Genomic DNA, 25222 nt, shown 5'->3' on the forward strand with positions numbered 1-25222 from the left:
CCTGACTATATGTTGTTGGAACTCGCTCTCTGGCTCGGCCAGGACATCCGCGGCTTCAACGTCTTCGGCTACATCACGCTGCGGACGGTGCTGGCCGCGCTGACCGCGCTGGCGATCTCGCTCGTCGCCGGCCCGGGCGTGATCCGCTGGCTCGCAGCGAAGAAGATCGGCCAGGCGGTGCGCGACGACGGCCCCAAGTCGCACCTCACCAAGGCCGGCACGCCGACCATGGGCGGGGCGCTGATCCTGATCGCGATCGGCGTCACCATGCTGCTGTGGGGCGACCTCGCGAACGACTACCTCTGGGTCACTCTGCTGGTGACGCTCGGCTTCGGTGCGGTGGGCTGGGTCGACGACTGGCGCAAGGTCGTGCACCGCGATCCGAAGGGGCTGGCGAGCCGCTGGAAATACCTGTGGACTTCGGCCATCGCCCTGGCGGCGGCGCTGTACCTCGGTGCGACCGCGAACACGCCGGCCGAAACCGAGCTGATCGTGCCGTTCTTCAAGGCCATCGCCTATCCGCTGGGGATCGTCGGCTTCGTCGCCCTGAGCTATTTCGTGATCAACGGCACCAGCCACGCGGTCAACCTCACCGACGGCCTCGACGGCCTCGCGATCATGCCCACGGTGATGGTGGCCGGGGCACTGGCGATCTTCGCCTACGTCGCCGGCCATGCCGGCTTCGCCAAATACCTGGGCGTGCCCTACGTCGCCGGCGCTGGCGAACTGGCGGTGTTCTGCGGCGCGATCTGCGGCGCCGGCCTCGGTTTCCTGTGGTTCAACGCCTATCCGGCGGAAGTCTTCATGGGCGACGTCGGCGCGCTCGCGCTCGGCGCTGCGCTCGGCACGATCGCGGTCATCGTGCGTCAGGAGATCGTGCTCTTCATCATGGGCGGGCTGTTCGTCGCCGAAACCCTGTCGGTGATGCTGCAGGTGCTGTACTTCAAGGCCACCGGCGGCAAGCGCATCTTCCGCATGGCGCCGCTGCACCACCATTACGAGCTCGGCGGCTGGAAGGAAACCCAGGTCGTGGTCCGCTTCTGGATCATCACCATCATGCTGGTGCTGTTCGGTCTGTCGACGCTGAAACTCAGATGAGCATCCTCACCGGAAAACACGTTCTCGTCCTCGGACTCGGCGAATCGGGCCTGGCGATGGCGCGCTGGTGCGCACTGCGCGGCGCGCGCCTGCGCGTGGCGGACAGCCGCGTGGCGCCGCCGGGGCTGGAGGCGCTGCGCGCCGAGGCGCCGCTGGCCGAGCTCGTCACCGGCGCGTTCGGCGAGGAAGTGCTCGACGGCATCGACCTGGTGGCGCTGAGCCCCGGGCTCGACCCGCGCGCCGGCGTCGCCGCCGCCGCGCGCCGCCGCGGCCTGCCGCTGACCGGCGAGATGAGCCTGCTGGCGCAGGCCCTGGACGAACTCGGCGTGCGCGCGCAGACCCGCGTCCTCGCCGTCACCGGGACCAACGGCAAGACCACCACCACCGCGCTCACCGCAGCGCTGGCGCAGTCTGTGGGCATCGATGCGGTGGCGGCCGGCAACATCAGCCCGGCTGCGCTCGATGTGCTGATGGAACGGCTGGAAGCCGGCGCGGCGCTGCCGCAGTGCTGGGTGCTGGAACTGTCGAGCTTCCAGCTCGAGACGATGCGCGGCCTCGACCCGGACGCGGCGACGGTGCTCAATGTCAGCGACGACCACCTCGACCGTTACCCCGGGATCGCAGAGTACGCCGCGACCAAGGCGGCGATCTTCCAGGGCGCCGGCGTGCAGGTGCTCAACCGCGACGATGCGCGGGTGGCGGCGATGGCCCTGCCCGGCCGCCGCGTGATCCGCTTCGGCTCCACGGCCGCAGCGGGGGACGACTACGGCATCGCTGCGGGCGCGGGCGGTGACGGGCTGGTGCGCGGCGGCGAGCGCCTGCTCGCGCTCGCCGATCTGGCGCTCGCCGGGCGCCACAACGCCGCCAACGCGCTCGCCGCGCTGGCGCTGTGCGAAGGCGGGCTGGGGGTCGCGCCGCAGCGCCTGCTCCCGGGGCTGATCGCCTTCCGCGGCCTGCCGCACCGGGTCGAGCTGGTCGCCGAGCGCGCCGACGGCGTGCGCTTCTACGACGACTCCAAGGGCACCAACGTCGGCGCCACGGTGGCGGCGCTCGAAGGCATGGGCCGCCCGGTGGTGCTGATCGCCGGGGGCGACGGCAAGGGCCAGGACTTCGCTCCGCTGGGGCCGGCGCTGGCGCGCCGCGCGCGCGCCGCGGTGCTCTTCGGTCGTGATGCCGGGCGCATCGCCGGGGCGGTCGCCGGGTGCGCCGTCGCGCTCGAGCACGCGTCCGACCTCGATGCTGCCGTGCTGCGTGCCGCGGCGCTGGCGCAGGCCGGCGATGCGGTGCTGCTGTCGCCGGCCTGCGCCAGCCTCGACATGTTCCGCAACTACGCCCACCGCGCCGAAGTCTTCGTCGCCGCGGTGCGCCGGCTGCCGGGGGTGGGCGCACGATGAAGTTCGCCGGCAGGCTCCCCGGGCGTCTTTCCGGCGCGACCAGGCGCACCGGAGCCGATGCCCGCGCACGCCCGGGCGCCCGTTTCGCACCGGGCGGGACGCCGGCGCAGGAACTCGACCTGCTGCTGATCTGGTCGGCGCTCGGCCTGCTCCTGATCGGGCTGGTGATGGTCTATTCGGCCTCGATCGCCACCGCCGAGGGCAGCCGTTTCACCGGCTACCAGTCGCATTACTTCCTCATGCGCCACGCCGTGTTCCTGGCGATCGGCATCGGCCTCGGCCTGGTCAGCTTCCGCCTGCCGATGGCGCGCTGGCAGCAGCTCGCGCCGGCGCTGTTCGTGGCCGGGGTGGTGCTGCTGATCGTGGTCCTGATTCCGGGGGTGGGGCGCGAGGTCAACGGCGCGCAGCGCTGGCTGTCGCTCGGCCCGGTCAACCTGCAGCCGTCCGAGCTGATGAAGATCTTCGCCGCGCTCTACGCCGCCGACTACACCGTGCGCAAGCTCGACGTGATGGGCAGCTTCATCCGCGGCTTCCTGCCGATGATGGTGGTGATCCTGTTCGTCGGCTTCCTGCTGCTGAGCGAACCCGACTTCGGCGCCTTTGTCGTCATTACCGTGGTTGCCTTCGGTGTGCTCTTTCTTGGCGGGGTCAATGTCAAGGTGTTCGTGCTGCTGGCGGTGGCGGCGGTGATCGGCTTCATGATCCTGATCTGGACCTCGCCCTACCGGCGCGACCGCATCTTCGGCTTCATGGATCCGTGGCAGGACGCGTTCGGCAAGGGCTACCAGCTGTCCCATTCGCTGATCGCCTTCGGCCGCGGCGAATGGTTCGGCGTCGGCCTCGGCGGCAGCGTGGAGAAGCTGTTCTACCTGCCCGAGGCGCATACCGACTTCCTCCTCGCAGTGATCGCCGAGGAGCTCGGCTTCGTCGGGGTGATGGTGGTGGTGGCGCTGTTCGCCGTGCTCGTCCATCGCGCCTTCATCGTCGGGCGCGAGGCGATCCGGCTCGAGCACTATTTTTCCGGACTGGTCGCGCAGGGCATCGGCCTGTGGATCGGCGTCCAGTCCTTCATCAACATGGGGGTCAACATGGGCTTGTTGCCCACCAAAGGCCTCACCTTGCCGCTGATGAGCTTCGGCGGCTCGGGCATCGTCGCCAACTGCGTCGGGCTCGGCATCCTGCTGCGGGTCGACTGGGAAAACCGGCAACTCATGCGCGGGGGACGGGGATGAAGACGCTGCTGGTCATGGCCGGTGGCACCGGCGGCCACATCTTTCCCGGCATCGCCGTCGCCGAGGCGCTGCGCGCCCGCGGCTGGCGCATCGTCTGGCTGGGCAACCCGGACGGGATGGAAGCGCGGATCGTGCCGGCGCACGGCTACGAGACCGTGTGGGTGCGCTTCGGCGCGCTGCGCGGGAAGGGCCTGGTGCGCAAGCTGATGCTGCCGGTGAACCTGCTGTCCGGGTTCTGGCAGGCCGTGCGCGCGCTGCGCCGGGTGAGGCCCGACGTCGTCCTCGGGATGGGCGGCTACATTACCTTCCCCGGCGGCATGATGGCGGCGCTGCTCGGCCGGCCGCTGGTGCTGCACGAGCAGAACTCGGTCGCCGGGCTGGCCAACCGCGTCCTCGCGCGCGTCGCCGACCGCGTGCTGAGCGGCTTTCCCGCGGTGCTCGAGCGGGCGGAGTGGATCGGCAATCCGGTGCGCGCCGACATCGCTGCGCTGCCGGAGCCGGCCGAGCGCTATGCCGGGCGCAGCGGCCCGCTGCGGGTGCTGGTGGTGGGCGGCAGCCTGGGGGCGGCGGCACTTAACGCCGCGGTGCCGCAGGCGCTTGCCCGCCTTGCCCCGGAGCAGCGCCCGGTGGTGGTCCATCAGGCCGGCGAGCGCCAGCTCGACGCCTTGCGCGAAGCGTACGCGAAGGCCGGGGTGGAGGCCGAGCAGCGCGCCTTCATCGACGACATGGCCGCCGCCTATGGCGCGGCCGATCTGGTGATCTGCCGTGCCGGGGCGTTGACCGTGGCCGAGCTCGCCGCGGCCGGCGTGGCCAGCCTGCTGGTGCCCTTCCCGCATGCGGTGGACGACCACCAGACCGGCAACGCGCGCTTTCTCGCCGCGCGCGGCGCAGCCTACCTGCTGCCGCAGACCGAACTCACCCCCGAACGCCTGGCCGGCATCCTCGCCAGCCTCGACCGCGGCCGCCTGCTGCAGATGGCCGGGCATGCGCGCGCGCTGGCGCGGCCGCAGGCCGCGGCGCAGGCCGCGGAGGTCTGCGTGGCGCTGGCTGGGGGAGACCGGACATGAAGCACAAAGTCAGGAACATCCATTTCGTCGGCATCGGCGGTGCGGGCATGAGCGGCATCGCCGAAGTGCTGGTCAACCAGGGGTTTCGCGTCAGCGGCTCCGACCTCGGCGACAACGCCGCCACCCGCAGGCTGCAGAGCATGGGCGCGCGCGTCGTCCGCGGCCACGATGCGGCCAACGTCGCCGATGCCGACGTGCTGGTGGTGTCGACCGCGGTGAAGGACGACAACCCGGAAGTCGCCGCCGCGCGCGCGCGGCGCATCCCGGTGGTGCCGCGCGCGCAGATGCTCGCCGAGCTGATGCGGTTCAAGAGCGGCATCGCCATCGCCGGCACCCACGGCAAGACCACCACCACCTCGCTGGTGGCGAGCATCCTCGCCGAAGGCGGCATCGACCCGACCTTCGTCATCGGCGGCCGGCTCAATGCCGCCGGGGCCAACGCGCGCCTGGGCAAGGGCGACTTCCTGGTGGCCGAGGCCGACGAGTCGGACGCCTCCTTCCTGCTGCTCAACCCGGTGCTCTCGGTGGTCACCAACATCGACGCCGATCACATGGACACCTACGGCCACGACTTCGGCCGGGTCAAGCAGGCCTTCGTCGATTTCCTCCAGCGCCTGCCGTTCTACGGTGTCGCGGTGCTGTGCGAGGACGATCCCAACGTGCGCGAGATCATCCCCCGGGTGTCGAAGCAGATCGTGCGCTACGGCCTGTCGCCGGGCGCCAACATCCGCGCCGAGAACGTCCGCGCCGACGGCGGACGGATGCTGTTCGACTGCGTGCGGGTGAACGGCACGACCTCACGCCTGGCGATCGAGCTCAACCTGCCGGGCCTGCACAACGTGCTCAACGCGCTGGCGGCGATCGCGGTGGCGACCGAGGTGCAGGTGCCCGATGCCGCGATCGTCAAGGCGCTGGCCGAGTTCAACGGCGTCGGCCGGCGCTTCCAGCGCTACGGTGAAGTGCCGCTGGCGGGCGCGGACGGCGCCGAGGCCGGCAGCTTCACCCTGATCGACGACTACGGCCACCACCCGGTGGAGATGGCGGCGACGATCGCCGCCGCGCGCGGCGCGTTTCCCGGGCGTCGCCTGATGCTGGCCTTCCAGCCGCATCGCTTCAGCCGCACCCGCGACTGCTTCGACGACTTCGTCAAGGTCTTGTCGACGGCTGACGCGCTGCTGCTGGCCGAAGTCTATGCCGCCGGCGAGGCGCCGATCGTCGCCGCCGACAGCCGCGCGCTGGCACGCGCGCTGCGGGTGGCGGGGGCGGTCGAGCCGGTGTTCGTCGAGGACATCGCCGACCTGCCGAAAATGATTCTTTCTGCCGCGCGCGCGGGCGACGTGGTGATCACCATGGGGGCAGGTAGCATCGGCACGGTGCCGGGCAAGCTCGCCCGAATCGAGGACGCAGTGTGAACAAGGGCTTGGGCAAGGTTGCGGTGTTGTTCGGCGGCGACTCCGCCGAGCGCGAGGTGTCGCTGATGTCGGGGCGGGCGGTGCTGGCCGCGCTGCAGGGGGCCGGCGTCGATGCCCACGGCTTCGATCCCGCCGAGCGCGATCTGCACATCCTGAAGGAAGAGGGCTTCGCGCGCGTGTTCATCGCGCTGCACGGCCGCGGTGGCGAGGACGGCACGGTGCAGGGCGCGCTCGAGCTGATGGGCATCCCCTACACCGGCAGCGGGGTGATGGCCTCGGCGTTGTCGATGGACAAGTGGCGCACCAAGATGGTGTGGCTGGCGAGCGGACTGCCCACGCCGCGCTACGCGATCCTCGACGCCGACACCGACTGGGCGGCGGTGGTCGCCGAGCTGGGCCTGCCGATCTTCGTCAAGCCGGTGCACGAAGGTTCGAGCATGGGCGCGACCAAGGTGACCGCGCCGGGCGAGCTGAAGGCGGCGTGGGAACTGGCCGCACGCTACGACCGCCTGGTGATCGCCGAGGAGTTCATTACCGGCGAGGAGCTCACCGCGCCCTTCCTCGAAGACCGCGCACTGCCGCTGGTGCGCATCGTCGCCCCCGGCGGCAACTACGACTACCAGCACAAGTATTTCGCCGACGATACCCGCTACGACTGCCCCTGCGGCCTGCCCGCGGACGAGGAGGCGGCGCTGCAGGCGCTGGTGATGAAATCGGCACGCGTGCTCGGCTGCCGCGGCTGGGGCCGGGCGGACCTGATCCTGACCGCCGACGGCCGGCCCTATCTGCTCGAGATGAACACTTCGCCGGGGATGACCGGACACTCGCTGGTGCCGATGTCGGCTCGCGTCGCCGGGCTGGAGTTCGCCGCGCTGTGCCTGAAGATCCTGGAGGGGGCCCGCCTTGGCTGAAGCGCGCGCCCATCCCGCGGCGATCCGTTCCGCCCGCCAGCGCGGCGCGGGCGCGCGACCGAGTGCCGAGAAAGGCGTGTGGCACCGGCCGGCGCTGCTCGATCTGTTCTCCGATCTGCTCACCCTGGGCGCGGCCGTGGCGCTGGGCTGGGCGCTGGTGGCCTGGTTCGTGTCGCGTCCGTTGTTCCCGCTGCGCGAACTGGTGGTGCTGACGCCGCCCGCCCACGTCACCGAGGCCCAGCTCGGATATGCGGCGCGTCTGGCGGTGCAGGGCAATTTTTTCATGGTCGACCTCGACGCCGTCCGCGCCACGTTCGAGAAGCTGCCCTGGGTGCGCAAGGCGGAAGTGCGCCGGCGCTGGCCCGATGCGCTCGAACTGCGGATCGAGGAGCACGAGGCGGTGGCCTACTGGACCGTGTCCGAAAGTGGCGATGCGCGCCTGGTGAACCGCCATGGCGAAGTGTTCACCGCGGCGAGCAATGCCGATCTGCCCCAGTTCGACGGTCCGCAAGGTTCCGCCCGTGCGCTCCTGACGCGTTACGCCGAGTTCGCCGCGCTGCTCCAGCCGCTGGGGCTGCGCCTGGTCGGCCTCGCCCTGTCGGCGCGCCAGGCATGGCAGCTTCACCTCGACAACGGGATGACCGTGATCGTCGGGCGTGACCAGGACAAATCCCCGCTCGTCGAGCGGCTGCAGCGCTTCATCGCGGTGTGGCCCCGGGTGCAGGACACTATCGAGATCGACATCAAGGTCGCGGACCTGCGCTATCCAGGCGGTTTCGCGCTGACGCCGGCGGACGCTTCGGTGCTGTCGCCAGCCGCGTCGCCTGCTGGCAGAAAGGGCAAGAAATGAACAAGGACTACAAGGAACTGGTCGTCGGCCTGGACATCGGCACGGCCAAGGTCACCTGCCTGGTGGCGGAAGTGAGGCCGGACGGACGCCTCAACGTGGTCGGCCTGGGCACGCAGCCGGCGAGCGGGCTCAAGCGCGGCGTGGTGGTCAATATCGAAGCCACGGTGGATGCGATCTCGCGGGTGGTGCAGGAGGTCGAGCTGATGGCCGAGTGCAAGGTCTACGAGGTCTATACCGGCATCGCCGGCAGCCACATCAAGAGCTTCAATTCCAACGGCACGGTGGCGATCAAGGAAAAGGAAGTGTCGCCGCTCGATGTCGAGCGCGTCATCGAAGTCGCGCGTGCGATGCCGATCCCGGCCGAGCAGCAGATCCTGCACACCCTGACCCAGGAGTTCATCATCGACGGCCAGGGCGGCGTGCGCGAACCGATCGGGATGAGCGGGGTGCGCCTCGAGGTGAAGGTGCATATCGTCACCGGTGCGGTGTCGGCGGCGCAGAACGTGATCAAGTGCGTGCGCCGCTGCGGCCTCGAAGTCCTCGACCTGAGCCTGCAGCCGCTCGCCTCCAGCCACGCGGTGCTGACCGAGGACGAGAAGGAACTCGGCGTGTGCATGATCGACATCGGCGGCGGCACTACCGACATCGCCGTGTTCACCCAGGGCGCGATCCGCCATACCGCGGTGATCCCGGTCGCCGGCGACCAGGTCACCAACGATATCGCGATGGCGCTGCGCACCCCGACCGCGGAGGCCGAGGAGATCAAGATCCGCCACGGCGTGGCGATGCATCAGCTCGCCGACCCCGAGGACATGATCGAGGTGCCCGGGGTGGGCGACCGGCCGCCGCGCAAGCTGTCGTGCCAAGCCCTTGCCGACGTCATCGAGCCGCGCGTGTCCGAGCTGTTCGAGCTGGTCCAGGCCGAGCTGCGGCGCAGCGGCTACGAGGAGCTGCTGTCTTCCGGAATCGTGCTCACCGGCGGTTCGGCGGTGATGCGCGGCATGGTCGAGCTCGGCGAAGAGGTGTTCCACATGCCGGTGAGGGTCGGTGCGCCGCAGTACGACGGCGGCCTGGCCGACGTGGTGTGTCAGCCGCGCTATGCGACCGCGATGGGGCTGGTGATGGAAGGGATGGCCCAGCGCCGCCGCGGCCTGCAGACGCGCGACACGCGCAGTGTCAGGCAGGTGTTCGGGCGGATGAAGGCGTGGTTCGAACGGAATTTTTGACCGGGTTACAGATCCCGGCCGGGTTGCATGGGTCTATTTAGTAGTAGACTGAAAAAGACATACTAAATAGAAGCCGGCCGGGTTTGGTGTCGAGCAGGATCGTCAATTCAGGAGGCGAGGCAAATGTTTGAAATCGTTGAGAAGGAACCGTGCGGTACCGTCATCAAGGTCATCGGTGTCGGTGGCGCGGGCGGCAACGCGGTCGATCACATGCTGCGCGAGGGCGTCAAGGGCGTGCACTTCATCTCGGCCAACACCGATGCGCAGGCGCTCAAGCGCTGCCTCGCGCCGGTCAAGCTGCAGCTCGGCAAAAGCGGCCTGGGGGCCGGCTCCAAGCCCGAGGCCGGCCGCGCCGCCGCGCAGGAGTCGCGCGACGAGGTTGCCGCCGCGCTCGAAGGCGCGCACATGGTGTTCATCACCGGCGGCATGGGCGGTGGCACCGGCACCGGCGCGGCGCCGGTGGTGGCCGAGATCGCCAAGGAAATGGGCATCCTGACCGTCGCCGTGGTGACCAAGCCGTTCGATTTCGAGAACCGCATCCGCGTCGCCGAAAGTGGCGTCGAAGAACTCACCCGCCACGTCGATTCGCTGATCGTGGTGCTCAACGACAAGCTGCTCGACGTCTTCGGAGACGATGCCGGCTTCGAGGAGTGCTTCCGCTCGGCCGACAACGTCCTGCGCTCGGCGGTCGGCGGCATCGCCGAGATCATCAACGTCCCTGGGCTGGTGAACGTCGACTTCCAGGACGTGCGCACCGCGATGGCGGAAATGGGCCGCGCGATGATGGGCTCGGCCGAAGCGGCCGGCATGGACCGCGCGCGCATCGCCGCCGAGCAGGCCGCGGTGTCGCCGCTGCTCGAAGGCACCGAGCTTTCCGGCGCGCGCTGCGTGCTGATCAACATCACCGCGAGCAAGTCGCTGAAGATGTCCGAAGTGCGCGACGCAGTGAAGACGGTGCAGGCTTTTGCCGCACCCGAAGCCTTCGTCAAGTACGGCACGGTGTTCGACGACGCGATGGAGGACCGCATCCGCATCACCGTGGTCGCCACCGGCCTGGGGGCACCGCGCACTGCGCGCCAGCCGGTGATGCAGGTGGTGCAGGGCACCGGCACTTACGGCCCGGCGATGAGCGGCACCGCAGGAGACATGAACGGTCTCGATGTGCCGGCGGTGATGCGCAGCGGCCGCCGCACCACGGTCGAAGCGATGAGCACCAGCGGCGTCGGCACTTACGACATTCCCGCCTTCCTGCGTCGCCAGGCCGACTGACGCGTTGCCGGCGGCCGCTTCCTGCGCCGCCCCTCCTGCTTGCCGCCGCCTGCGGACAGCGGGTGCGAGCCGCCGCCTCCGGTTCGTGACCGCTGCCTTTGCCATGCGGCGGCGTGCGTCTGCAACATCCGCTTGCGCAACGGCCTGGCGCGCGCGGCGCAGGGGTCCGGGCGGCAACGGGGGCACATGCTAAAATTCATGATCGAAAAAGGAAAACGGTCATGATCAGGCAGCGCACCCTCAAATCCGTCGTCAAGGCCACCGGCGTCGGTCTGCATGGCGGGCGCAAGGTGACCCTGGTCCTGCGTCCGGCCGCGCCTGACACCGGCGTCGTCTTCCACCGCGTCGATCTCGATCCGCCGCTGGCCCTGCCCGCCGACCCTTATGCGGTGTGCGACACGCGCATGTGTTCCGGCCTGGAAAAGGACGGGCACAAGGTCGGCACCGTCGAGCACCTGATGTCGGCGCTCGCCGGGCTGGGCATCGACAACCTCCATGTTGACGTCGATGCGCCGGAAATGCCGATCCTCGACGGCAGCTCCGCGCCCTTCGTGTTCCTGCTCCAGTCCGCGGGCATCGAAGAGCAGCCGGCGGCGAAGAAATTCCTCCGCGTCAGGAAAACGGTGGAGTACATCGAAGGCGACAAGTGGGTCCGCCTCGAGCCCTACGACGGCTTCCGCCTGAGCTTTTCGATCGTGTTCAACCACCCTGCGATCGACAGCACCTCGACCCAGGTCACGATCGACTTCGCCGAGCAGTCCTATGTGCGCGACGTCGCCCGCGCGCGCACCTTCGGCTTCATGCAGGACGTCGAGTTCATGCGTGCCAACGGCCTCGCCCTCGGCGGCAGCCTGGAAAACGCGATCGTGATGGACGAGTACCGCGTGCTCAACGCCGAGGGCCTGCGCTACGCCGACGAGTTCGTCAAGCACAAGGTGCTCGATGCGATCGGCGACCTCTACCTGTGCGGCCATCCGCTGCTCGCCGCCTATTCCGCGCACAAGGCCGGGCATGCGCTCAACAACCAGATCCTGCGCGTGCTGCTGGAAGACCGCGAAGCCTGGGAAATCGTCAGCTTCGACCAGAGCGCAGCCACCCCGCCCGCGGTCGCGCATCAGTTCGCCCCCTTCCCGGCTTTCGCCTGACGCACGTGAACCGCCCCGGCTTCGCACCCGCCGTGTTCCCCGCCCCTCCCCGGCAGCCTGCGCCGCCCGGGCTCCGCCTGCCGGGGAGGGCCGCCGCGTGCTGATCATGCGTTTCCTGCTGCTGCTGGCGGTGCTCGCCATCGGCGGATCGGTGATCCTGTGGCTGCTGACCGGCAACCCGCGCTACAAGTCCTGGGCATGGAAGGCGTTCCGTGGCGCAGTGGTCGTGCTGTTCGTGTTCCTTGCCTTGTTCGCGATCGAGCGCGTGCTGACACCGCTGGGCTGAGGACACCTCCACTGGCGCGCTATTTGCCCGGTCGAAAAGATATCTTTTGCCTTTTCTCAAAGGGTTCGAAGCGGCGGATCAATCGATGTGCATATTGCGTTGCATTGCCCGAAAAGTGTCTCGCGGTTAAACTCTCCGCCTTTGCGGCACCCCTTGTCCATCACCCGACCGGTGCTTTTCGCGCCAGGCACTGCGAGCATGCGCATACTGCACATCGGCAAATACTTCCCGCCCGACCACGGCGGCATGGAAAGCTTTCTCGCCGATCTCGTTGCAGCGCAACGTGCACAGGGGCTGGAGGTGGCGGCACTGGTGCATGGCGAACCGCGTGGCGACGACCCCGATTGGCTGGTGCGCGTGCCGGTGGCGGCGACGCTGATTTATGCCCCGCTCGCGTCCGGCTTTCGCGCCGCGCTGGCATGCCTCATCCGCCGCTTCCGGCCGGATGTGCTGCATCTTCACTTGCCCAACAATTCCGCCTTGTGGGCGCTTACATTGGGCGCCGCACGCGACATTCCATGGGTCGTGCACTGGCATGCGGACGTCGTCGTTTCGCAGATCCGCGGTGCCGTGGCACTGGCCTACCGGCTGTACCGCCCGTTCGAGCAGGCCGTGCTCGAACGGGCCGAGCGCATTGTCGTCACCTCGCCGGACTATCTCGGCGCCTCCGAGCCGCTGTCGCGCTGGCACGACAAGTGCGCGGTGATTCCCCTCGGCCTGAATATCGCTGCCCAGTCGGGCACGGTTCCTGCAAGCGACGCTTGGCCACCGGGGGTTACCCGCCTGCTGTCGATCGGTCGTCTGGCCTATTACAAGGGTTTCGACACCTTGATCCGGGCGGTGGCGGAGCAGCCCCATGCCCATCTCGTGATCATCGGTAGCGGCGAGCTGCGCGACGAACTCGCCCGCCTCGTCGCCCGCCTGACTCCCGCTGGCAGCCCGCCGCGCGTCACCCTGGCCGGTGCGGTCGATGATGCGCGCAAGCACGCACTGCTTGCCGCCTGCGACGCTTTCTGCCTGGCCTCCTGCGAGCGTACCGAAGCCTTTGGTGTCGCTGTCATGGAGGCGATGCAGCATGCCAAGCCCTGCCTGGTCAGTGAACTGCCCGGCTCCGGTCTGCCCTGGCTGGTGCGTAGCAGTGGGGCCGGGCGCACGCTGGCGGTGGGCGACGTTGGCGCCTGGCAGGGCGCCATCGGCGAACTACGTGCCGATCCCGCGCAAGCCGCAGGCTGGGGCAGGGCGGGGCGAACCGCATTGCTCGAGCGATTCGACATCCAGGCCTGCAGCCACGCCATTCGCGGTGTGTATGACGAAATCGTGACGCCGCCGGTGTTTCCTGCGCAGCAGCCGCTGATCGTGATCCCAGCCCGCGACGAAGCCGCCACCATCGCCGCCGTCATTGTCGCCTTGCGCGCGCAGGGATGGACGGACATCGTCGTGGTCAATGACCAGAGCACCGACGACACCGCTACCGTCGCCCGCACCGCCGGCGCCACTGTGCTCAATCCGGTGCTGCCGCTCGGCGCCTGGGGGGCGATGCAGACCGGTATCCGCTATGCCCTTCGCCATGGCCACCAACAGGTCGTCACCATCGATGCCGATGGTCAGCACGAGCCGGCGTACATCCCCGCATTGCTCGACGCCGCTCGTCATAGCGATGTCGTGATCGGCGCCTATACCGAGCGCGGCAGCCCGACACGCCGGTTTGCCTGGCGTTATTTCCGCCTCATCACCGGCTTTGCCATCGAGGACCTGACGTCCGGATTCCGTTGTTATAACCGTGCCGCCTGCGAAATCCTCGCCGATGAAGAGGCCACCCTGCTTGATTACCAGGATCTGGGGGTGCTGCTGCTGTTGCGGCGCGCAGGGTTGAGCATCTCCGAAGTGCCGGTGGAAATGTATCCGCGCCTCACCGGTCCTTCGCGCATTTTCGCCAGTTGGTCGCGCGTGGCGCGCTACATGCTCGAAAGCACCCTGCTGTGCCTCGCGCGCTGGAACCCCAAACACCACTTTCGCCGATGACCTCATTTACGCTCACCACCGCATTGTTGGGCCTCGGCCTGGCTACCATCATCCTTGTCCTGGTACGGCGCGGCCACCTGCACCTGAGGCACGGCGTGTTCTGGATCATCGTTGCTGCCCTGGCCGCGTTGTTCGGTGCCTGGCCGATGCTGATCGACCGTATCGGCGCCATCAGCGGCATCCGCTACCCACCCGCGCTGCTGCTGCTCGCCGCGGTCGTCGTGTTGCTGATCAAATCCCTACTTGCCGACATGGCCAACTCCCGTCTCGAACGCCAGGTTCGCCGTCTGAACCAGCGCCTGGCCATGTTCGAGGCCGATCATGAACGACAATGACCGATTTCCGCTGCAATCCGATACCGGTATGAACCCTACTGCGATAACGCTGCTCCCGATCATCCTTTCCGGCGGCTCCGGCACCCGGCTATGGCCGCTGTCGCGCGAAACCTACCCCAAGCAGTTGCTGGCTTTGACCGGCACGGCAACCCTGCTACAGGAAACCGCCTTGCGCCTGGGTGGGCTCGAGGGGGCGCTGCAGGTCAGCAGCCCCGGGGTTGTCTGCAATGTTGAATGCCGCTTCATTACCGCCGAGCAGCTTCAGACTGTAGGCAAGCCGGCCTCCTTCATTCTGCTCGAACCGTTCGGGCGCAATACCGCGCCGGCGCTCACGCTCGCCGCCCTGCAGGCACACCGGGACGGAAGCGACCCGGTCATGCTGGTGATGCCGGCCGATCACGTCATCGGCGACGTACCGGCCTTCCATGCCGCGGTGCAACGCGGGCTTGCCGCTGCCGCAGACGGGGCGATGCTCACCTTCGGCATCGTCCCAACCCGGGCGGAAACCGGCTATGGCTACCTGCGTTACGGCGATGAACAAGCCGACGGCAGCCGCCAGCTGGCCGCCTTCGTCGAAAAACCCGACCTTGAAACCGCTCGACGCTACCTCGACAGCGGCGAATATCTGTGGAACAGCGGCCTGTTCATGATGCGCGCCTCGGTTTGGCTGAAAGCCATTGCCCATTTCGACCCCGCGATGGCCACCGCTTGCACCGCCGCTTTTGAAGCTGCCAGTCGTGATATCGATTTCATTCGCATCGACCCCATCGCCTTTGCCGCCTGCCCGTCCGATTCGATCGACTATGCGGTCATGGAAAAACTTGCCGCCGCGCCGGAACTCGGCATTCCGGCGCGTATCGTGCCGCTCGATGCCAACTGGTCCGATGTCGGCGCATGGGATGCGTTGTGGGACGTGCTCGACAAAGACGCCGCCGGCAATGCCACTCGCGGTCACACCCTGCTCGAGGGTTCCACCGGCTCCCTCGTTTTTGCCGGCAGCCGCTTGGTCGCTGGCGTCGGGCTGGACAACATCATCGTCGTCGAAACTGCCGACGCCGTGCTCGTCGCCGACAAGAGCCGTACCCAGGATGTCAAGAAAATCGTCGCCCGCCTGAAGGCCGAAGGTCATACCCTGACCGATACCCACCGCAAGGTGCATCGCCCCTGGGGCTGGTACGACTCGATCGATGCCGGTGATCGCTTCCAGGTCAAGCGCATCGTCGTCAAGCCCGGTGCCAGCCTCAGCCTGCAGATGCATCACCACCGGGCCGAGCATTGGGTCGTCGTCAGCGGTACCGCCGAAATCACTAATGGCGACAAGGTGCTGCTATTGTCGGAAAACGAATCCACCTATATCCCGCTCGGCCACGTCCATCGCCTCTCCAACCCCGGAAAGATGCCGCTGGAAATCATCGAAGTCCAGTCCGGCAGCTACCTGGGCGAAGACGACATCGTGCGCTTCGAAGACACCTACGGCCGTGCTCCTGCGGACGGATGACGAGCCAGTGCTTGTAGCATGGACCATTTAATCATTCGCATCATCAGCGAACTGCTCCTGCCGCCCTTTAGCCCTTTTGGCCTGTTATTGCTGGGCTTTGTGTTGTACGCCAAAAACTGGAAACGGACTGGTTCCAGCCTGGCTGTCGTTGCCTGCGGTGGGATGATCGCGTTTTCTTTGGTCGGGTTTGACAATTTCGCGCGCTCGCCCTGGCCACAAGTTCCCGAACGGATTGCGCTTCCGTATCCGCAGGCGGAAGCCATTGTGGTGCTGGGTGCGGGGCGATATCTTCAGGCGCCTGAATATGACGGAGATACCGCCGCCGCAGGCTCGCTCGAACGTGTGCGCTATGCGGCCAAGCTCTATCGCGAGACCGGTCTTCCCATTTTGGTCAGTGGAGGTCGCCCAGGTGACATCGGCACGCGCTCCGAAGCCGAGATCATGCAGGATATCCTTGAGCAGGAATTCCACGTCCCCGTGCGCTGGGTCGAACCTGATTCCGAGGATACACAGCAGAACGCTGAACGCTCGGCCGCGCTATTGCGCGCTGAGGGCGTAACGTGCATCTACCTTGTCACCCATGGCTTCCATATCGATCGTGCCGCGGCAGAGTTCCACAAGCACGGGCTGGAGGTGGTGCCGATGGCCACGGGCTTCGTCCGGCCGCAGCCGGACACCGTGCTGTCCTGGTTGCCCAGCTTCGAAGGCGTGGCCCGTAACCGTGGCTGGATCTACGAGACGCTTGCCGGACTCAAGCCTTTCTGAAAGTCGCCGAGCCTGGCGGTAAGCGCCGTAGACAGACCGCACATCAGTACGCACTGCGGTCGAAGAACATTTTCAATGCGGTCTGCGCGATGATGCGCAGGTCGAACCATACCGACCAGTGTTCGATGTAGTACAGGTCGTACTCAACGCGGGCGCGCATTTTGTCCAGCGTGTCGGTCTCCCCGCGAAGGCCGTTGACCTGCGCCCAACCTGTGATGCCGGGTTTCATCCGGTGGCGTTGTAAGTAATGTGGAATCAGCTGCTTGTATTGCTCATTATGCGCAACCGCATGCGGACGGGGGCCCACGATGGACATCCGCCCTTGCAGCACATTGAAGAACTGCGGCAACTCGTCAAGACTGGTCTTGCGCAAGAATGCACCGAGACGCGTGATTCGATTATCGCCCCGCTTTGCCTGCGTAACCTGGCCGAGTGCCTCATCGTGCGTTTTCATGCTACGAAATTTCCACACCTCGATCCTGCGCCCATCCCATCCATGGCGCACTTGCTTGAACAATACTGGTCCCGGGCTGGATAATTTTACGCCGATGGCAACTATCAGCAGGATCGGACTGATCATCGCCAGGATCAGGCTGGCGAGCACTTTATCTTCAACTTCCTTGACGAGCCAGTTGATACCTGAAATCGGTGTTACCGATAAATCGAGCATCGGCATCCCCGCCAGCTCGGTCACGCCATGGTTAATCAGGCGGAACGAGAAAATATCCGGTATCCAGCGGATGTTCACCACGCTGTCGCTTAGCAACTGGGTGGCCGTGCGAATGTGCGCCTCTTCTCGCATGGGCCAGGTCAGCCAGATCTCATCGATACGTTGCGCTTCGACGGATGCTGACAAGGTTTTAAGATCGGGTACATGGGGGAGTGCCCCTGAATTATCCACGTCGGGAACTGAATCGGGCGTACAGAGCGCCACCACCTGAAAGCCGACCCACGGCAAGCTCGATACTCGCTGCCTTACCGACTCGACCGCATCGGCGGGCCCCACGATTGCAACGCGCCGCACGCCCAGTCCGTATTGGTGCAGCGCTTGAAGCAAGGTGCGGCCTAGCAGGCGAACCGCAACCAGGCCGACCAAGCCGATTCCTGCCCAGTAAGCGAACCAGAGCCGCGAAAAATCTTCCCCCGTCTTGCTCAGGTAGCTGATTGATGCAAGCACTCCGAGCACAACCCCCCAGCCCAGGAACAAGCGGCCATACATGGCACTGCGGGAACCCGCACGCCAGGTCCGATACACGCCGAGCTCGGAAAACACCGCCAGAGTCAGCAAAACGCCGGCCAGCATGGCGTAGAGGTAGCGTGTCGGCCCCAGCACCTCTGTGCCGCCAAAGCGCAGCATATGAGCCAGGGTGCCCGCGGTACCCACAACCAGGACATCAGCTGCCTTTAACCCATATACGGAGAGCGCATGCCCATCCCGTAGCAGGCTTCGATTTGGATTCTGTCGATTCATGTGCTCAACCGCCTGTGTTGAGCCAGGGGCTCAGGGGAAAAGCGGCTTCCAAGCCGAGAGCGATAGGGTGCAGAAGAAAACATCTGTGTTGGGGATCATGCAAACGGGAAAGAGGCATTTTAACCGCAGTGCAGCACAGCCCCGATTTCTTTCAGGAATCGCGTGCTTGAAAAGCGTTCTGCCCGATGTATGCATGCAGCTCTCATCGAAGCTGCGCGGTTTGAGTCCAGCGCCAATACGGCCGCGACGACGTCTTCCTCGCCGAACTGCGGAGACAGCAGGATGCCGGTCTCCCCATCTGCCACCGTCTCGAGCAGACCGCCTTCGGCGACGCCGATCACCGGCTTACCGGCGGCCATGGATTCGACCGGCGACATGCCAAAGTCCTCGTCCACCGGCACGTAGATGGAGGCCCGGGCGCGGCCCATGAGCGCCCTCAGTTGCGCGTCATCGAGCCAGCCCGAGAACTGGATGTTCGGCGCATCCGCGGCCAGCGCCTTGAGCCTGGCCAGTTCGCTGCCGCCCGAGCTGACCACCAGCCGTTTCGACGGCATGCGTTTAAAGGCGCGGACCAGCATGTCCACGCGTTTGAGCGGTTCGAGTCGCGCCGTGGACAAGAAGTAGCCGTCATCCGCCAGCCACCGGAAACGGTCGGTGTCCACCGGCGGATAGACAACGCGTGACGCCACCCCAAGGTAGTCCTGCAGCCGACGCTGCACGTTGCGTGAGTTGGCGAGCACCACGTCCATGCCACGCACTGCCGCCTCGTAGCGGGGCTGCAGCCAACGGCGCAGTGCCGCCAGCAGGGGCCGCTGCCAGGGGGGAAAGCGCGTCTGGTAGTGGTCGCGCAGGTCGTACAGGAATCGCGGTGGGGTGTGGCAGTAGTAGATCGAGCGCCCATAACCGATGCCACGGTTTGCAAGCGGGGCGTAGCTCCCCGAGAAGATTCGCGTTTGGTATGACGCGGCCACGCGGGCGCCGCGCCCATTGAAGGCATGCAGCACGCGGGCAATGGCCAGCGCCGGAAGCTTGCTGCCCGCACCGAGGTCGATCAGGTCATCGGTGGCAAACAGTTTGCCGAATGACGCCTCCTCCACAAAACCCACGCAAACCGGTGCCGCTAAATGGGCATGCAAACAGTGCAGCACACGCTCCGCCCCTCCGCACGTCTGCAGAAAGTCGTAGAGCAGCAGCAGGTTTCTCCGTGTGGCTTCAGCCATGCGAATGGGCGTTCGGCGCAGGGGCAGGGCGCACCGCCGGCGGACAGAACAGGAACGCCAGGAAGATGAAGATCCAATACACCGGCAGGTTCAGGTCGGGGATGGCGAGGCCCATGGCCAGCGTGGCGGTGGCGAGCGCGACGGCCACGAAACGCTGCGCGTCGGAGAGCACCGTTGCACGCGCATACCGCAAAAGCAGGCTCGCCAGCATCGCCACGAAGAGCAGGGCGCCCGGTATGCCCGTGTTACTGACCAGGCTGGCGAAGAAGCTCGATGCGCGGTTGCTGCCGAGGCCGACGCCCAATCCGCGGGTAGCTTCTACGACCTGCAGGGCATGGTCGTTCGATCGATTGCGAACTCTCGCGCTGCCGCCGTCCAGCTTCTTCAGCAACAAGTTATCCACGACCTTTGCAGCCTGCGGCGCAGCGGGCGAGGCTTTCCAGACCCATGTGCAGGTGGCCCCGATCAGCAAGACAGCCATCCACGCGGAAATCGCGCGAGGACGCAAGCGTGGCGCTGCGGAGCCACGCATGGCGGAGGCGCTCAGCCAGAGCACGATTGCCGCACAGCTGACCCCCGCAGCTGCCCAGCCGGTGGAGCCGAGCGTGTTGATCAGCACCAGGGCCAAAAGGAGTGTGCTCACGAGCATCGCGCCCCAATGGGGTGCAGATCGACGTGGGCCGAAAAACATCACGGCGAGCAGGCCGGTCATCAGCGCTGCGACAAATGTGCTGGCGTACGACGCTTCGGACATCGGCGCCGCAATGCGGAGGAAGCCGGCGATTTTCGCCCCGTGGTACTGCACGTAACCGGGGTTGTTCATCCAGAACTTCACCGCCGAGGGCCAGCCGTACAGCGGGGCCAGCCGTTCATACACCCCGATCCCCAGCATCAATGCGGCTGCCAGGGCAAGCGCCCAAAGCAGTCTCGAGCCCCGCCAGTCACTACGTGCTGCCGCCTGCAGCAGAAACAGCAGGACCACCGCATGCACGCACAGGTTAACGGCCTGCACCGCATTAGCGAGCGTGAAGGCCAGCGGCACCGGCGCACGATCCATGCCGTGGCGCTCGATCAGGAGGTTGACCAGCGTGCCATCGAAGAGGTGCGGCAGCAGCAGCGCGCCGACGAGCGCGATCACCACATAGCCCGTGAGCGATACCGAGGCGATGCGTGGCGCCGAGCGCAGGAAGCTCAGCGATCGCTCGCGCATGAGGCGGGCCAACAGCACGATCCCCGCCAGCAATGCGACAAGGTTGTAGGGCGAGACGCCAAAGGCGCCCTTGCCCACCGGGACGTCGAGCACCGAGGTCGCCTGAAACACCGCCGAGAACACCACCAGCGCCGGTAGCCAGGCACGGGCGAACAGTGCCACGAACAGCGCAAGCGGAACAAAGCCCAAGCCAAAGATCGTCAACTGCATCGTGCGTGAATGGGCTTAGCCCGCATCGATGAGGAACTCGTCCTGCAGCGCTTCGATCTGCGCCATCAATTCGACATAGGTCGGCATGTGGTTCCCTTTAAAAATTTACCAGGCTATTACGGCGATTCGATCGCCCATTCTTCCACTGCAAGCCCAGGCACGCGGAGGAACTCACGGGCGTTGTTCGTGATGACAACGCTATCCTCCGCCATCGCGTGCGCCGCAATCATCAGATCCATGCCGCCGATGGGTTTGCCGGCACGTTCCAACCGGGATCGGATATCTGCGTAATGGTGCGTCGCGTCGAGCGGCCAGGGTCGTACGTCAAAACCGGCCAGCCAGGCCTCCACCGCAGCCTTGAATCGGGGTGCCGCCAGCTTGGCCGCTCCAAAACGCAGCTCGGCCGCCACAATTGCCGAGAGCCACAGGTCGTCGCGGTTCAGACTCGTGAAGCGTTCGATCATGTTCGCCGGGTGGCGACGCAGGATGTAGCTGCAGATGTTGGTATCCAGGGTGCGCAACATGCTTGGCGTTCGCCTCGGTCAGGTCCAGTCACGTTCCTGGGGCGGCAGATCAATCCGTTCGCCCAGAAAGTCAGCGGGCAAGGACTCATTGTTTGCGTAGAACTGCTGCAGCCAAAGACCCATGTCCTGCTCGGGCGGCGTTTCGGGATGCAGCCACAGATCGTTGCCAATCTGCTCGACGCGGACGGTTTTTGCCTGCAGGCGCAGCTTTGCGGGCAGCCGCAATGCCTGGCTACGGCCGTTCATGAAGACGCGTGCGATGATGCTCATGGTGTTTCTCTGGCGTGGTCATACTGCGCTGTAGTATCACCCCTCGGGGCTGACCTGTCACGCAAGTTCACGCAACTTCGCGTTCTTCCAGATCGAGCGCCAGCACGGGATCCGGTTGGGAAGAACGTTGCTGTCTTGTTCCGGCTGCCTTCCGTGCCGCATCAAACCTTGGCGGCGTTCAGGCGCAGCATCAATGTCATGGGATGCTGCGGGGACGCCTGAAAGCCGTAATGCTCGTAAAACTGTTTGGCACGGTCGTGAAGAGCATGGACGAGCAAGGCTCGGACGCCGGCGTTCTGCGACACGGCTACAGCCCGATTGACAGCGTCTTGAAGCAGGGCGGCGCCGAGTTTGATTCCCTGGGCACGGTGGTCAACGGCGAGTCTGGCCAGAACCATCACCGGCACCGGGTCGGGCATATTGCGTAGCACCCTGCTGGTTGCCGCTTGGTGTGCAACCGCACCTGCGGCCATTGCGTAGTAACCATGGACACGACCGTCCTGATCCGTGACGACAAAGGTGCGGCTCGCGCCGCTAACCTGGTTGGTCCGTGCCCGGCGCTTGAGCCATTCATCGAGGCTGGCTTCCCCACAAGTGAATTCGTCCAGGATGTGACTGGCAGCGAGTGGTTGCGGTACGCTCAGATGCAAGCTCATGCTGCATCGGTGCGCCAGGGGGCCTTGACGGCCATGAGGCGTTCAAGCCCAAGATTAGGACAGGGGGGCGCATCGAGCATGGCAGTGAACTGCTTGAACTTGTCACCGTCCAGGCTGAAAAAGACCTGATCCAACACCACAGCCTGAGCGCGCTCGCATGCCGCTTCGAGCATGAAGTCCGAACGGTTTTTGCCGAGCAGGCTGGCGGCGTGATCGATCAGGTCGCGCTGTTCGGGCAGGGCCCGCAGATTGATGGCGGCGTCGCGCATCGGTCTCTCCTACTTGTGCATACACAAAAGATATACAGACTGTCGCTGGATGTATAGCATTTGTCAACTGGATCGCACGACAGGATCAGCAAGAAATGGCAGCATGAAGACGACCGATTGGAAGACGGAAAACGTAGGGCACCTCAGATCAACCCGCGCGAACTCCTTCGACGTTCTGGATGTACCAGCGATAAGTGTCTATCAGTCCGCTTTCGAGGCCAGTGCTAGCGGTCCAGCCGAGCCGCGCCAGCCGGCTCACATCCATCAGCTTGCGCGGTGTGCCGTCCGGCTTGGTCGTGTCGAAGACGAGTTTGCCCTCATAGCCAATGACCTGGACCAGCGCCTCGGCCAGCGTGCGAATGGTCACATCGGTGCCAGTGCCGACGTTGATGTGCGAGCGCATCGGCTCGGTCTCGCGGGCGTAGCGTTCCTGCGGGAGGTTCTGCAGATGCACCACTGCCTCGGCGAGGTCGTCCACATGCAGGAACTCGCGCATCGGTGTGCCGCTGCCCCAGATCACCACCTCGGGCGCATGCGCCAGCTTGGCCTCGTGGATGCGCCGCATCAGCGCGGGGATGACGTGGCTGTTTTCGGGGTGGAAATTGTCGCCCGGACCGTAGAGGTTGGTGGGCATGGCGCTGCGGTAGTCGCGGCCGTACTGGCGGTTGTAGCTCTCGCACAGCTTGATGCCGGCGATCTTGGCGATGGCGTAGGGCTCGTTGGTGGGCTCGAGCAGGCCGGTGAGCAGCGCCTCCTCTTTCATCGGCTGCTCGGCGAGCTTGGGGTAGATGCAGGATGAGCCGAGGAACATCAGCTTGTGCACGCCGTGGGTGTGGGCGGCGTGAATGATGTTGGCCTCGATCATCAGGTTCTGGTGGATGAACTCGGCCGGATAGGTGTTGTTGGCATGGATGCCGCCGACCTTGGCTGCCGCCAGATAGACCTGGTCGATGCGATGGGTGGCGAAGAAGGCGTTGACGGCATGCTGGTCTGTGAGATCGAGCGCGGCGCGATCGGCGGTGACGATGTTGCTGCAGCCCAGCGCCTGCAGCCGGCGCACGATGGCCGAGCCGACCATGCCGCGATGGCCGGCGACGAAGATGGTGTCGGTGAGGTTCATGAGCGTTATCGATATGAGGGTTTCAAGCGATGGCGGCTGACGCGGCTTAATTACGTTGCTTCCACATCGCAGGGCTGCGCGCGGTGTGGAAGACAGCGAGCACCACAACGGCATCGCCGCGCAGCTTGAAATAGATGCAGTAGGGAAAGCGCCTCAGTGCGGCCTTGCGGATGTCACGGTAAACCGCTGGGTAGAGGAGCGGGTTGGTTGCGATCCGCGAGAGTTGTTCGTCGACGGCCTCGAGGAAGTTACCGCCGAGACCGGGCCGCTCTCGTTCGTACCACTCGCCCGCGGCTTCAAACTCGTCGCGCGCTTGCGGCCGGAAGAGAACTCGACGCATTCAGTTCTGCGACCATCTTTTCTGAACTGCGGACCGAATCTGCTGCCAGTCGATTGCGACCTCCGGGGCATTAAGGTCTTCCGCCAATCGGCGGTCGAGCTCGACAGCTTCGTCAGCGCTGGGGGTGCTGCGCTGAACCGTGTCGGCGATCGAGTCCCAGATCTCCTGCGCCAGTGCAATTCTGTCGGCTACGCTGAGGCGGTCGATGCCGAGTTCCTGAATGGAGCGGTGCATGTGCTTTCTCCTCTAATTGCCCGAATCTTAGTTCAGTTCTCCGTAGCGACCGGGACGTCGTGCCCGTGCGCCCTCAGTAACGCATGTCGCTGCGCCACCTTTAGGTCCTCGGCGACCATCTCGGCGCACATCTCCTGCACGGTGATCTCCGGCGTCCAGCCGAGCTTCTCCTTGGCTTTGGTCGGATCGCCCAGCAGGGTCTCGACCTCGGCGGGGCGGAAGTAGCGCGGATCGACGCGCACGATGACATCGCCCACCTTCAGCGCGGGAGCGTTTTCCCCCTCGATGTGCTCGACCACCGCGTGCTCTTCCACACCCGTGCCCTCGAAGCGCAACGTGATGCCCACCTCCGCCGCCGACCAGCGGATGAACTCGCGCACTGAATACTGCACCCCGGTCGCGATCACGAAGTCTTCCGGCTGGTCCTGCTGCAGCATCATCCACTGCATGCGCACGTAGTCTTTGGCGTGGCCCCAGTCGCGCAGCGCGTCCATGTTGCCCATGTACAGGCAGGCTTCCAGCCCCTGCGCCATATTGGCGAGGCCGCGGGTGATCTTGCGGGTGACGAAGGTTTCGCCGCGGCGGGGGCTCTCGTGGTTGAAGAGGATGCCATTGCAGGCGTACATGCCGTAGGCCTCGCGGTAGTTCACCGTGATCCAGTAGGCGTAGAGCTTGGCCACCGCATAGGGGCTGCGCGGGTAGAAGGGGGTGGTTTCCTTCTGCGGGATCTCCTGCACTAGGCCGTAGAGCTCGGAGGTGGAGGCTTGGTAGAAGCGCGTCTTCTTGTCCAGGCCGAGCAGGCGGATGGCCTCGAGCAGGCGCAGCGTGCCCATGGCGTCAACGTCGGCGGTGTATTCGGGCGACTCGAAGCTCACCGCCACGTGCGACTGCGCGCCGAGGTTATAGACCTCGTCGGGCTGTACCTGTTGCAGGATGCGGGTGAGGTTGGACGAGTCGGTAAGGTCGCCGTAGTGCAGAACCATGCGCGGGTTGGGTGTGTGCGGGTCCTGGTAGATGTGGTCGATGCGCTGGGTGTTGAAACTCGAGGCGCGGCGCTTGATGCCGTGGACTTCGTAGCCTTTGGCGAGCAGGAATTCGGCGAGGTAGGAGCCGTCCTGGCCCGTGATGCCGGTGATGAGGGCTTTCTTGTTTTTCATCGATAGGTACTCGTTCAATCAGTAAGTATTA

Annotated in this window: 26 protein-coding genes; 15 read left to right on the plus strand and 11 right to left on the minus strand. The window is 65.9% G+C overall.

Features of this window, described 5'->3' with window-relative positions; genetic code table 11:
- Window positions 1-9 precede the first annotated feature (9 nt).
- The 15 genes from mraY to Tchl_RS04370 all read left to right on the plus strand — a co-directional run bounded on the left by mraY (window position 10) and on the right by Tchl_RS04370 (window position 16510).
- Window positions 10-1098: a phospho-N-acetylmuramoyl-pentapeptide-transferase gene (gene mraY, locus Tchl_RS04300; protein ID WP_075147308.1), complete on the plus strand. Its 1089-nt coding sequence runs from the start codon at window positions 10-12 to the stop codon at window positions 1096-1098.
- The gene (gene murD / locus Tchl_RS04305) at window positions 1095-2492 is read left to right on the plus strand and encodes a UDP-N-acetylmuramoyl-L-alanine--D-glutamate ligase (protein ID WP_075147309.1); all 1398 of its coding nucleotides are present in this window, start codon (window positions 1095-1097) and stop codon (window positions 2490-2492) included. Before mraY ends, murD begins: the two co-directional genes overlap by 4 nt.
- A complete protein-coding gene (gene ftsW, locus Tchl_RS04310; protein WP_075147310.1) occupies window positions 2489-3724 on the plus strand; it encodes a putative lipid II flippase FtsW in 1236 nt (411 codons plus the stop codon). Before murD ends, ftsW begins: the two co-directional genes overlap by 4 nt.
- A complete protein-coding gene (gene murG / locus Tchl_RS04315) occupies window positions 3721-4791 on the plus strand; it encodes an undecaprenyldiphospho-muramoylpentapeptide beta-N-acetylglucosaminyltransferase (protein ID WP_075147311.1) in 1071 nt (356 codons plus the stop codon). Before ftsW ends, murG begins: the two co-directional genes overlap by 4 nt.
- On the plus strand, window positions 4788-6203 hold the full coding sequence (gene murC / locus Tchl_RS04320) for a UDP-N-acetylmuramate--L-alanine ligase (protein ID WP_075147312.1): 1416 nt from the start codon (window positions 4788-4790) through the stop codon (window positions 6201-6203). The genes murG and murC overlap by 4 nt, the downstream gene beginning before the upstream one ends.
- Entirely contained in the window at window positions 6200-7114 is a 915-nt protein-coding gene (locus tag Tchl_RS04325; RefSeq protein WP_075147313.1) for a D-alanine--D-alanine ligase, read from the plus strand. Before murC ends, Tchl_RS04325 begins: the two co-directional genes overlap by 4 nt.
- Window positions 7107-7964, plus strand: a complete 858-nt coding sequence (locus Tchl_RS04330) for a cell division protein FtsQ/DivIB (protein ID WP_075147314.1) — start codon at window positions 7107-7109, stop codon at window positions 7962-7964. The genes Tchl_RS04325 and Tchl_RS04330 overlap by 8 nt, the downstream gene beginning before the upstream one ends.
- On the plus strand, window positions 7961-9190 hold the full coding sequence (gene ftsA / locus Tchl_RS04335) for a cell division protein FtsA (RefSeq protein WP_075147315.1): 1230 nt from the start codon (window positions 7961-7963) through the stop codon (window positions 9188-9190). Before Tchl_RS04330 ends, ftsA begins: the two co-directional genes overlap by 4 nt.
- Before the next feature lie 123 nt (window positions 9191-9313).
- Window positions 9314-10459: a cell division protein FtsZ gene (gene ftsZ, locus Tchl_RS04340; RefSeq protein ID WP_075147316.1), complete on the plus strand. Its 1146-nt coding sequence runs from the start codon at window positions 9314-9316 to the stop codon at window positions 10457-10459.
- A gap of 221 nt (window positions 10460-10680) precedes the next feature.
- Complete coding sequence (gene lpxC / locus Tchl_RS04345) at window positions 10681-11604, plus strand: UDP-3-O-acyl-N-acetylglucosamine deacetylase (RefSeq protein ID WP_075147317.1); 924 nt, start codon at window positions 10681-10683, stop codon at window positions 11602-11604.
- Between the two features lie 97 nt (window positions 11605-11701).
- A complete protein-coding gene (locus Tchl_RS04350; RefSeq protein ID WP_075147318.1) occupies window positions 11702-11890 on the plus strand; it encodes a hypothetical protein in 189 nt (62 codons plus the stop codon).
- Window positions 11891-11977: 87 nt separating this feature from the next.
- Entirely contained in the window at window positions 11978-13912 is a 1935-nt protein-coding gene (locus Tchl_RS04355) for a glycosyltransferase (RefSeq protein ID WP_232311653.1), read from the plus strand.
- On the plus strand, window positions 13909-14247 hold the full coding sequence (locus Tchl_RS04360) for a DUF2304 domain-containing protein (protein WP_075147320.1): 339 nt from the start codon (window positions 13909-13911) through the stop codon (window positions 14245-14247). Before Tchl_RS04355 ends, Tchl_RS04360 begins: the two co-directional genes overlap by 4 nt.
- A 43-nt stretch (window positions 14248-14290) precedes the next feature.
- Complete coding sequence (locus Tchl_RS04365; RefSeq protein WP_075149569.1) at window positions 14291-15745, plus strand: mannose-1-phosphate guanylyltransferase/mannose-6-phosphate isomerase; 1455 nt, start codon at window positions 14291-14293, stop codon at window positions 15743-15745.
- A gap of 18 nt (window positions 15746-15763) precedes the next feature.
- The gene (locus tag Tchl_RS04370) at window positions 15764-16510 is read left to right on the plus strand and encodes a YdcF family protein (protein WP_075147321.1); all 747 of its coding nucleotides are present in this window, start codon (window positions 15764-15766) and stop codon (window positions 16508-16510) included.
- A gap of 43 nt (window positions 16511-16553) precedes the next feature.
- Here the strand turns inward: Tchl_RS04370 and Tchl_RS04375 are convergent, their stop codons facing one another.
- From Tchl_RS04375 to gmd, 11 genes are all read right to left on the minus strand, one after another.
- The gene (locus Tchl_RS04375) at window positions 16554-17981 is read right to left on the minus strand and encodes an undecaprenyl-phosphate glucose phosphotransferase (protein WP_075147322.1); all 1428 of its coding nucleotides are present in this window, start codon (window positions 17979-17981) and stop codon (window positions 16554-16556) included.
- Between the two features lie 119 nt (window positions 17982-18100).
- On the minus strand, window positions 18101-19201 hold the full coding sequence (locus Tchl_RS04380) for a glycosyltransferase (RefSeq protein ID WP_075147323.1): 1101 nt from the start codon (window positions 19199-19201) through the stop codon (window positions 18101-18103).
- A complete protein-coding gene (locus tag Tchl_RS04385) occupies window positions 19194-20621 on the minus strand; it encodes a hypothetical protein (protein ID WP_075147324.1) in 1428 nt (475 codons plus the stop codon). The genes Tchl_RS04380 and Tchl_RS04385 overlap by 8 nt, the downstream gene beginning before the upstream one ends.
- Before the next feature lie 116 nt (window positions 20622-20737).
- Complete coding sequence (locus Tchl_RS04390) at window positions 20738-21145, minus strand: type II toxin-antitoxin system VapC family toxin (protein ID WP_075147325.1); 408 nt, start codon at window positions 21143-21145, stop codon at window positions 20738-20740.
- 18 nt (window positions 21146-21163) lie between these two features.
- Window positions 21164-21415 carry an antitoxin gene (locus Tchl_RS04395; RefSeq protein ID WP_075147326.1) on the minus strand — a complete coding sequence of 84 codons (252 nt, stop codon included), beginning with the start codon at window positions 21413-21415 and terminating at the stop codon, window positions 21164-21166.
- A 161-nt stretch (window positions 21416-21576) separates the two neighbouring features.
- Window positions 21577-22071, minus strand: a complete 495-nt coding sequence (locus tag Tchl_RS04400; protein ID WP_075147327.1) for a GNAT family N-acetyltransferase — start codon at window positions 22069-22071, stop codon at window positions 21577-21579.
- Window positions 22068-22340: a type II toxin-antitoxin system TacA family antitoxin gene (locus Tchl_RS04405; RefSeq protein ID WP_075147328.1), complete on the minus strand. Its 273-nt coding sequence runs from the start codon at window positions 22338-22340 to the stop codon at window positions 22068-22070. Before Tchl_RS04405 ends, Tchl_RS04400 begins: the two co-directional genes overlap by 4 nt.
- 148 nt (window positions 22341-22488) lie before the next feature.
- Complete coding sequence (gene fcl, locus Tchl_RS04410) at window positions 22489-23460, minus strand: GDP-L-fucose synthase (protein WP_075147329.1); 972 nt, start codon at window positions 23458-23460, stop codon at window positions 22489-22491.
- A gap of 46 nt (window positions 23461-23506) precedes the next feature.
- Window positions 23507-23800 (minus strand): type II toxin-antitoxin system RelE/ParE family toxin, encoded by a 294-nt coding sequence (locus tag Tchl_RS04415; RefSeq protein ID WP_075147330.1) that lies wholly within the window; start codon window positions 23798-23800, stop codon window positions 23507-23509.
- Window positions 23801-24034: an addiction module protein gene (locus Tchl_RS04420; RefSeq protein ID WP_075147331.1), complete on the minus strand. Its 234-nt coding sequence runs from the start codon at window positions 24032-24034 to the stop codon at window positions 23801-23803. It abuts the gene before it with no gap.
- A 32-nt stretch (window positions 24035-24066) separates the two neighbouring features.
- The gene (gene gmd / locus Tchl_RS04425) at window positions 24067-25191 is read right to left on the minus strand and encodes a GDP-mannose 4,6-dehydratase (protein ID WP_075147332.1); all 1125 of its coding nucleotides are present in this window, start codon (window positions 25189-25191) and stop codon (window positions 24067-24069) included.
- Window positions 25192-25222: the final 31 nt, after the last annotated feature.

This window comes from Thauera chlorobenzoica, from assembly GCF_001922305.1.
GTDB classification, from domain to species: Bacteria; Pseudomonadota; Gammaproteobacteria; order Burkholderiales; family Rhodocyclaceae; genus Thauera; species Thauera chlorobenzoica.

Excerpts from the sequence above, each read along its gene's own strand:
- mraY (WP_075147308.1), top strand. The coding sequence starts at position 10 with ATGTTGTTGGAACTCGCTCTCTGGCTCGGCCAGGACATCCGCGGCTTC.
- murD (WP_075147309.1), top strand. The coding sequence starts at position 1,095 with ATGAGCATCCTCACCGGAAAACACGTTCTCGTCCTCGGACTCGGCGAA.
- ftsW (WP_075147310.1), top strand. The coding sequence starts at position 2,489 with ATGAAGTTCGCCGGCAGGCTCCCCGGGCGTCTTTCCGGCGCGACCAGG.
- murG (WP_075147311.1), top strand. The coding sequence starts at position 3,721 with ATGAAGACGCTGCTGGTCATGGCCGGTGGCACCGGCGGCCACATCTTT.
- murC (WP_075147312.1), top strand. The coding sequence starts at position 4,788 with ATGAAGCACAAAGTCAGGAACATCCATTTCGTCGGCATCGGCGGTGCG.
- ftsA (WP_075147315.1), top strand. The coding sequence starts at position 7,961 with ATGAACAAGGACTACAAGGAACTGGTCGTCGGCCTGGACATCGGCACG.
- ftsZ (WP_075147316.1), top strand. The coding sequence starts at position 9,314 with ATGTTTGAAATCGTTGAGAAGGAACCGTGCGGTACCGTCATCAAGGTC.
- lpxC (WP_075147317.1), top strand. The coding sequence starts at position 10,681 with ATGATCAGGCAGCGCACCCTCAAATCCGTCGTCAAGGCCACCGGCGTC.
- Tchl_RS04360 (WP_075147320.1), top strand. The coding sequence starts at position 13,909 with ATGACCTCATTTACGCTCACCACCGCATTGTTGGGCCTCGGCCTGGCT.
- Tchl_RS04370 (WP_075147321.1), top strand. The coding sequence starts at position 15,764 with ATGGACCATTTAATCATTCGCATCATCAGCGAACTGCTCCTGCCGCCC.
- Tchl_RS04375 (WP_075147322.1), bottom strand. The coding sequence starts at position 17,981 with ATGAATCGACAGAATCCAAATCGAAGCCTGCTACGGGATGGGCATGCG.
- Tchl_RS04380 (WP_075147323.1), bottom strand. The coding sequence starts at position 19,201 with ATGGCTGAAGCCACACGGAGAAACCTGCTGCTGCTCTACGACTTTCTG.
- Tchl_RS04385 (WP_075147324.1), bottom strand. The coding sequence starts at position 20,621 with ATGCAGTTGACGATCTTTGGCTTGGGCTTTGTTCCGCTTGCGCTGTTC.
- Tchl_RS04390 (WP_075147325.1), bottom strand. The coding sequence starts at position 21,145 with ATGTTGCGCACCCTGGATACCAACATCTGCAGCTACATCCTGCGTCGC.
- Tchl_RS04395 (WP_075147326.1), bottom strand. The coding sequence starts at position 21,415 with ATGAGCATCATCGCACGCGTCTTCATGAACGGCCGTAGCCAGGCATTG.
- Tchl_RS04400 (WP_075147327.1), bottom strand. The coding sequence starts at position 22,071 with ATGAGCTTGCATCTGAGCGTACCGCAACCACTCGCTGCCAGTCACATC.
- Tchl_RS04405 (WP_075147328.1), bottom strand. The coding sequence starts at position 22,340 with ATGCGCGACGCCGCCATCAATCTGCGGGCCCTGCCCGAACAGCGCGAC.
- fcl (WP_075147329.1), bottom strand. The coding sequence starts at position 23,460 with ATGAACCTCACCGACACCATCTTCGTCGCCGGCCATCGCGGCATGGTC.
- Tchl_RS04415 (WP_075147330.1), bottom strand. The coding sequence starts at position 23,800 with ATGCGTCGAGTTCTCTTCCGGCCGCAAGCGCGCGACGAGTTTGAAGCC.
- Tchl_RS04420 (WP_075147331.1), bottom strand. The coding sequence starts at position 24,034 with ATGCACCGCTCCATTCAGGAACTCGGCATCGACCGCCTCAGCGTAGCC.
- gmd (WP_075147332.1), bottom strand. The coding sequence starts at position 25,191 with ATGAAAAACAAGAAAGCCCTCATCACCGGCATCACGGGCCAGGACGGC.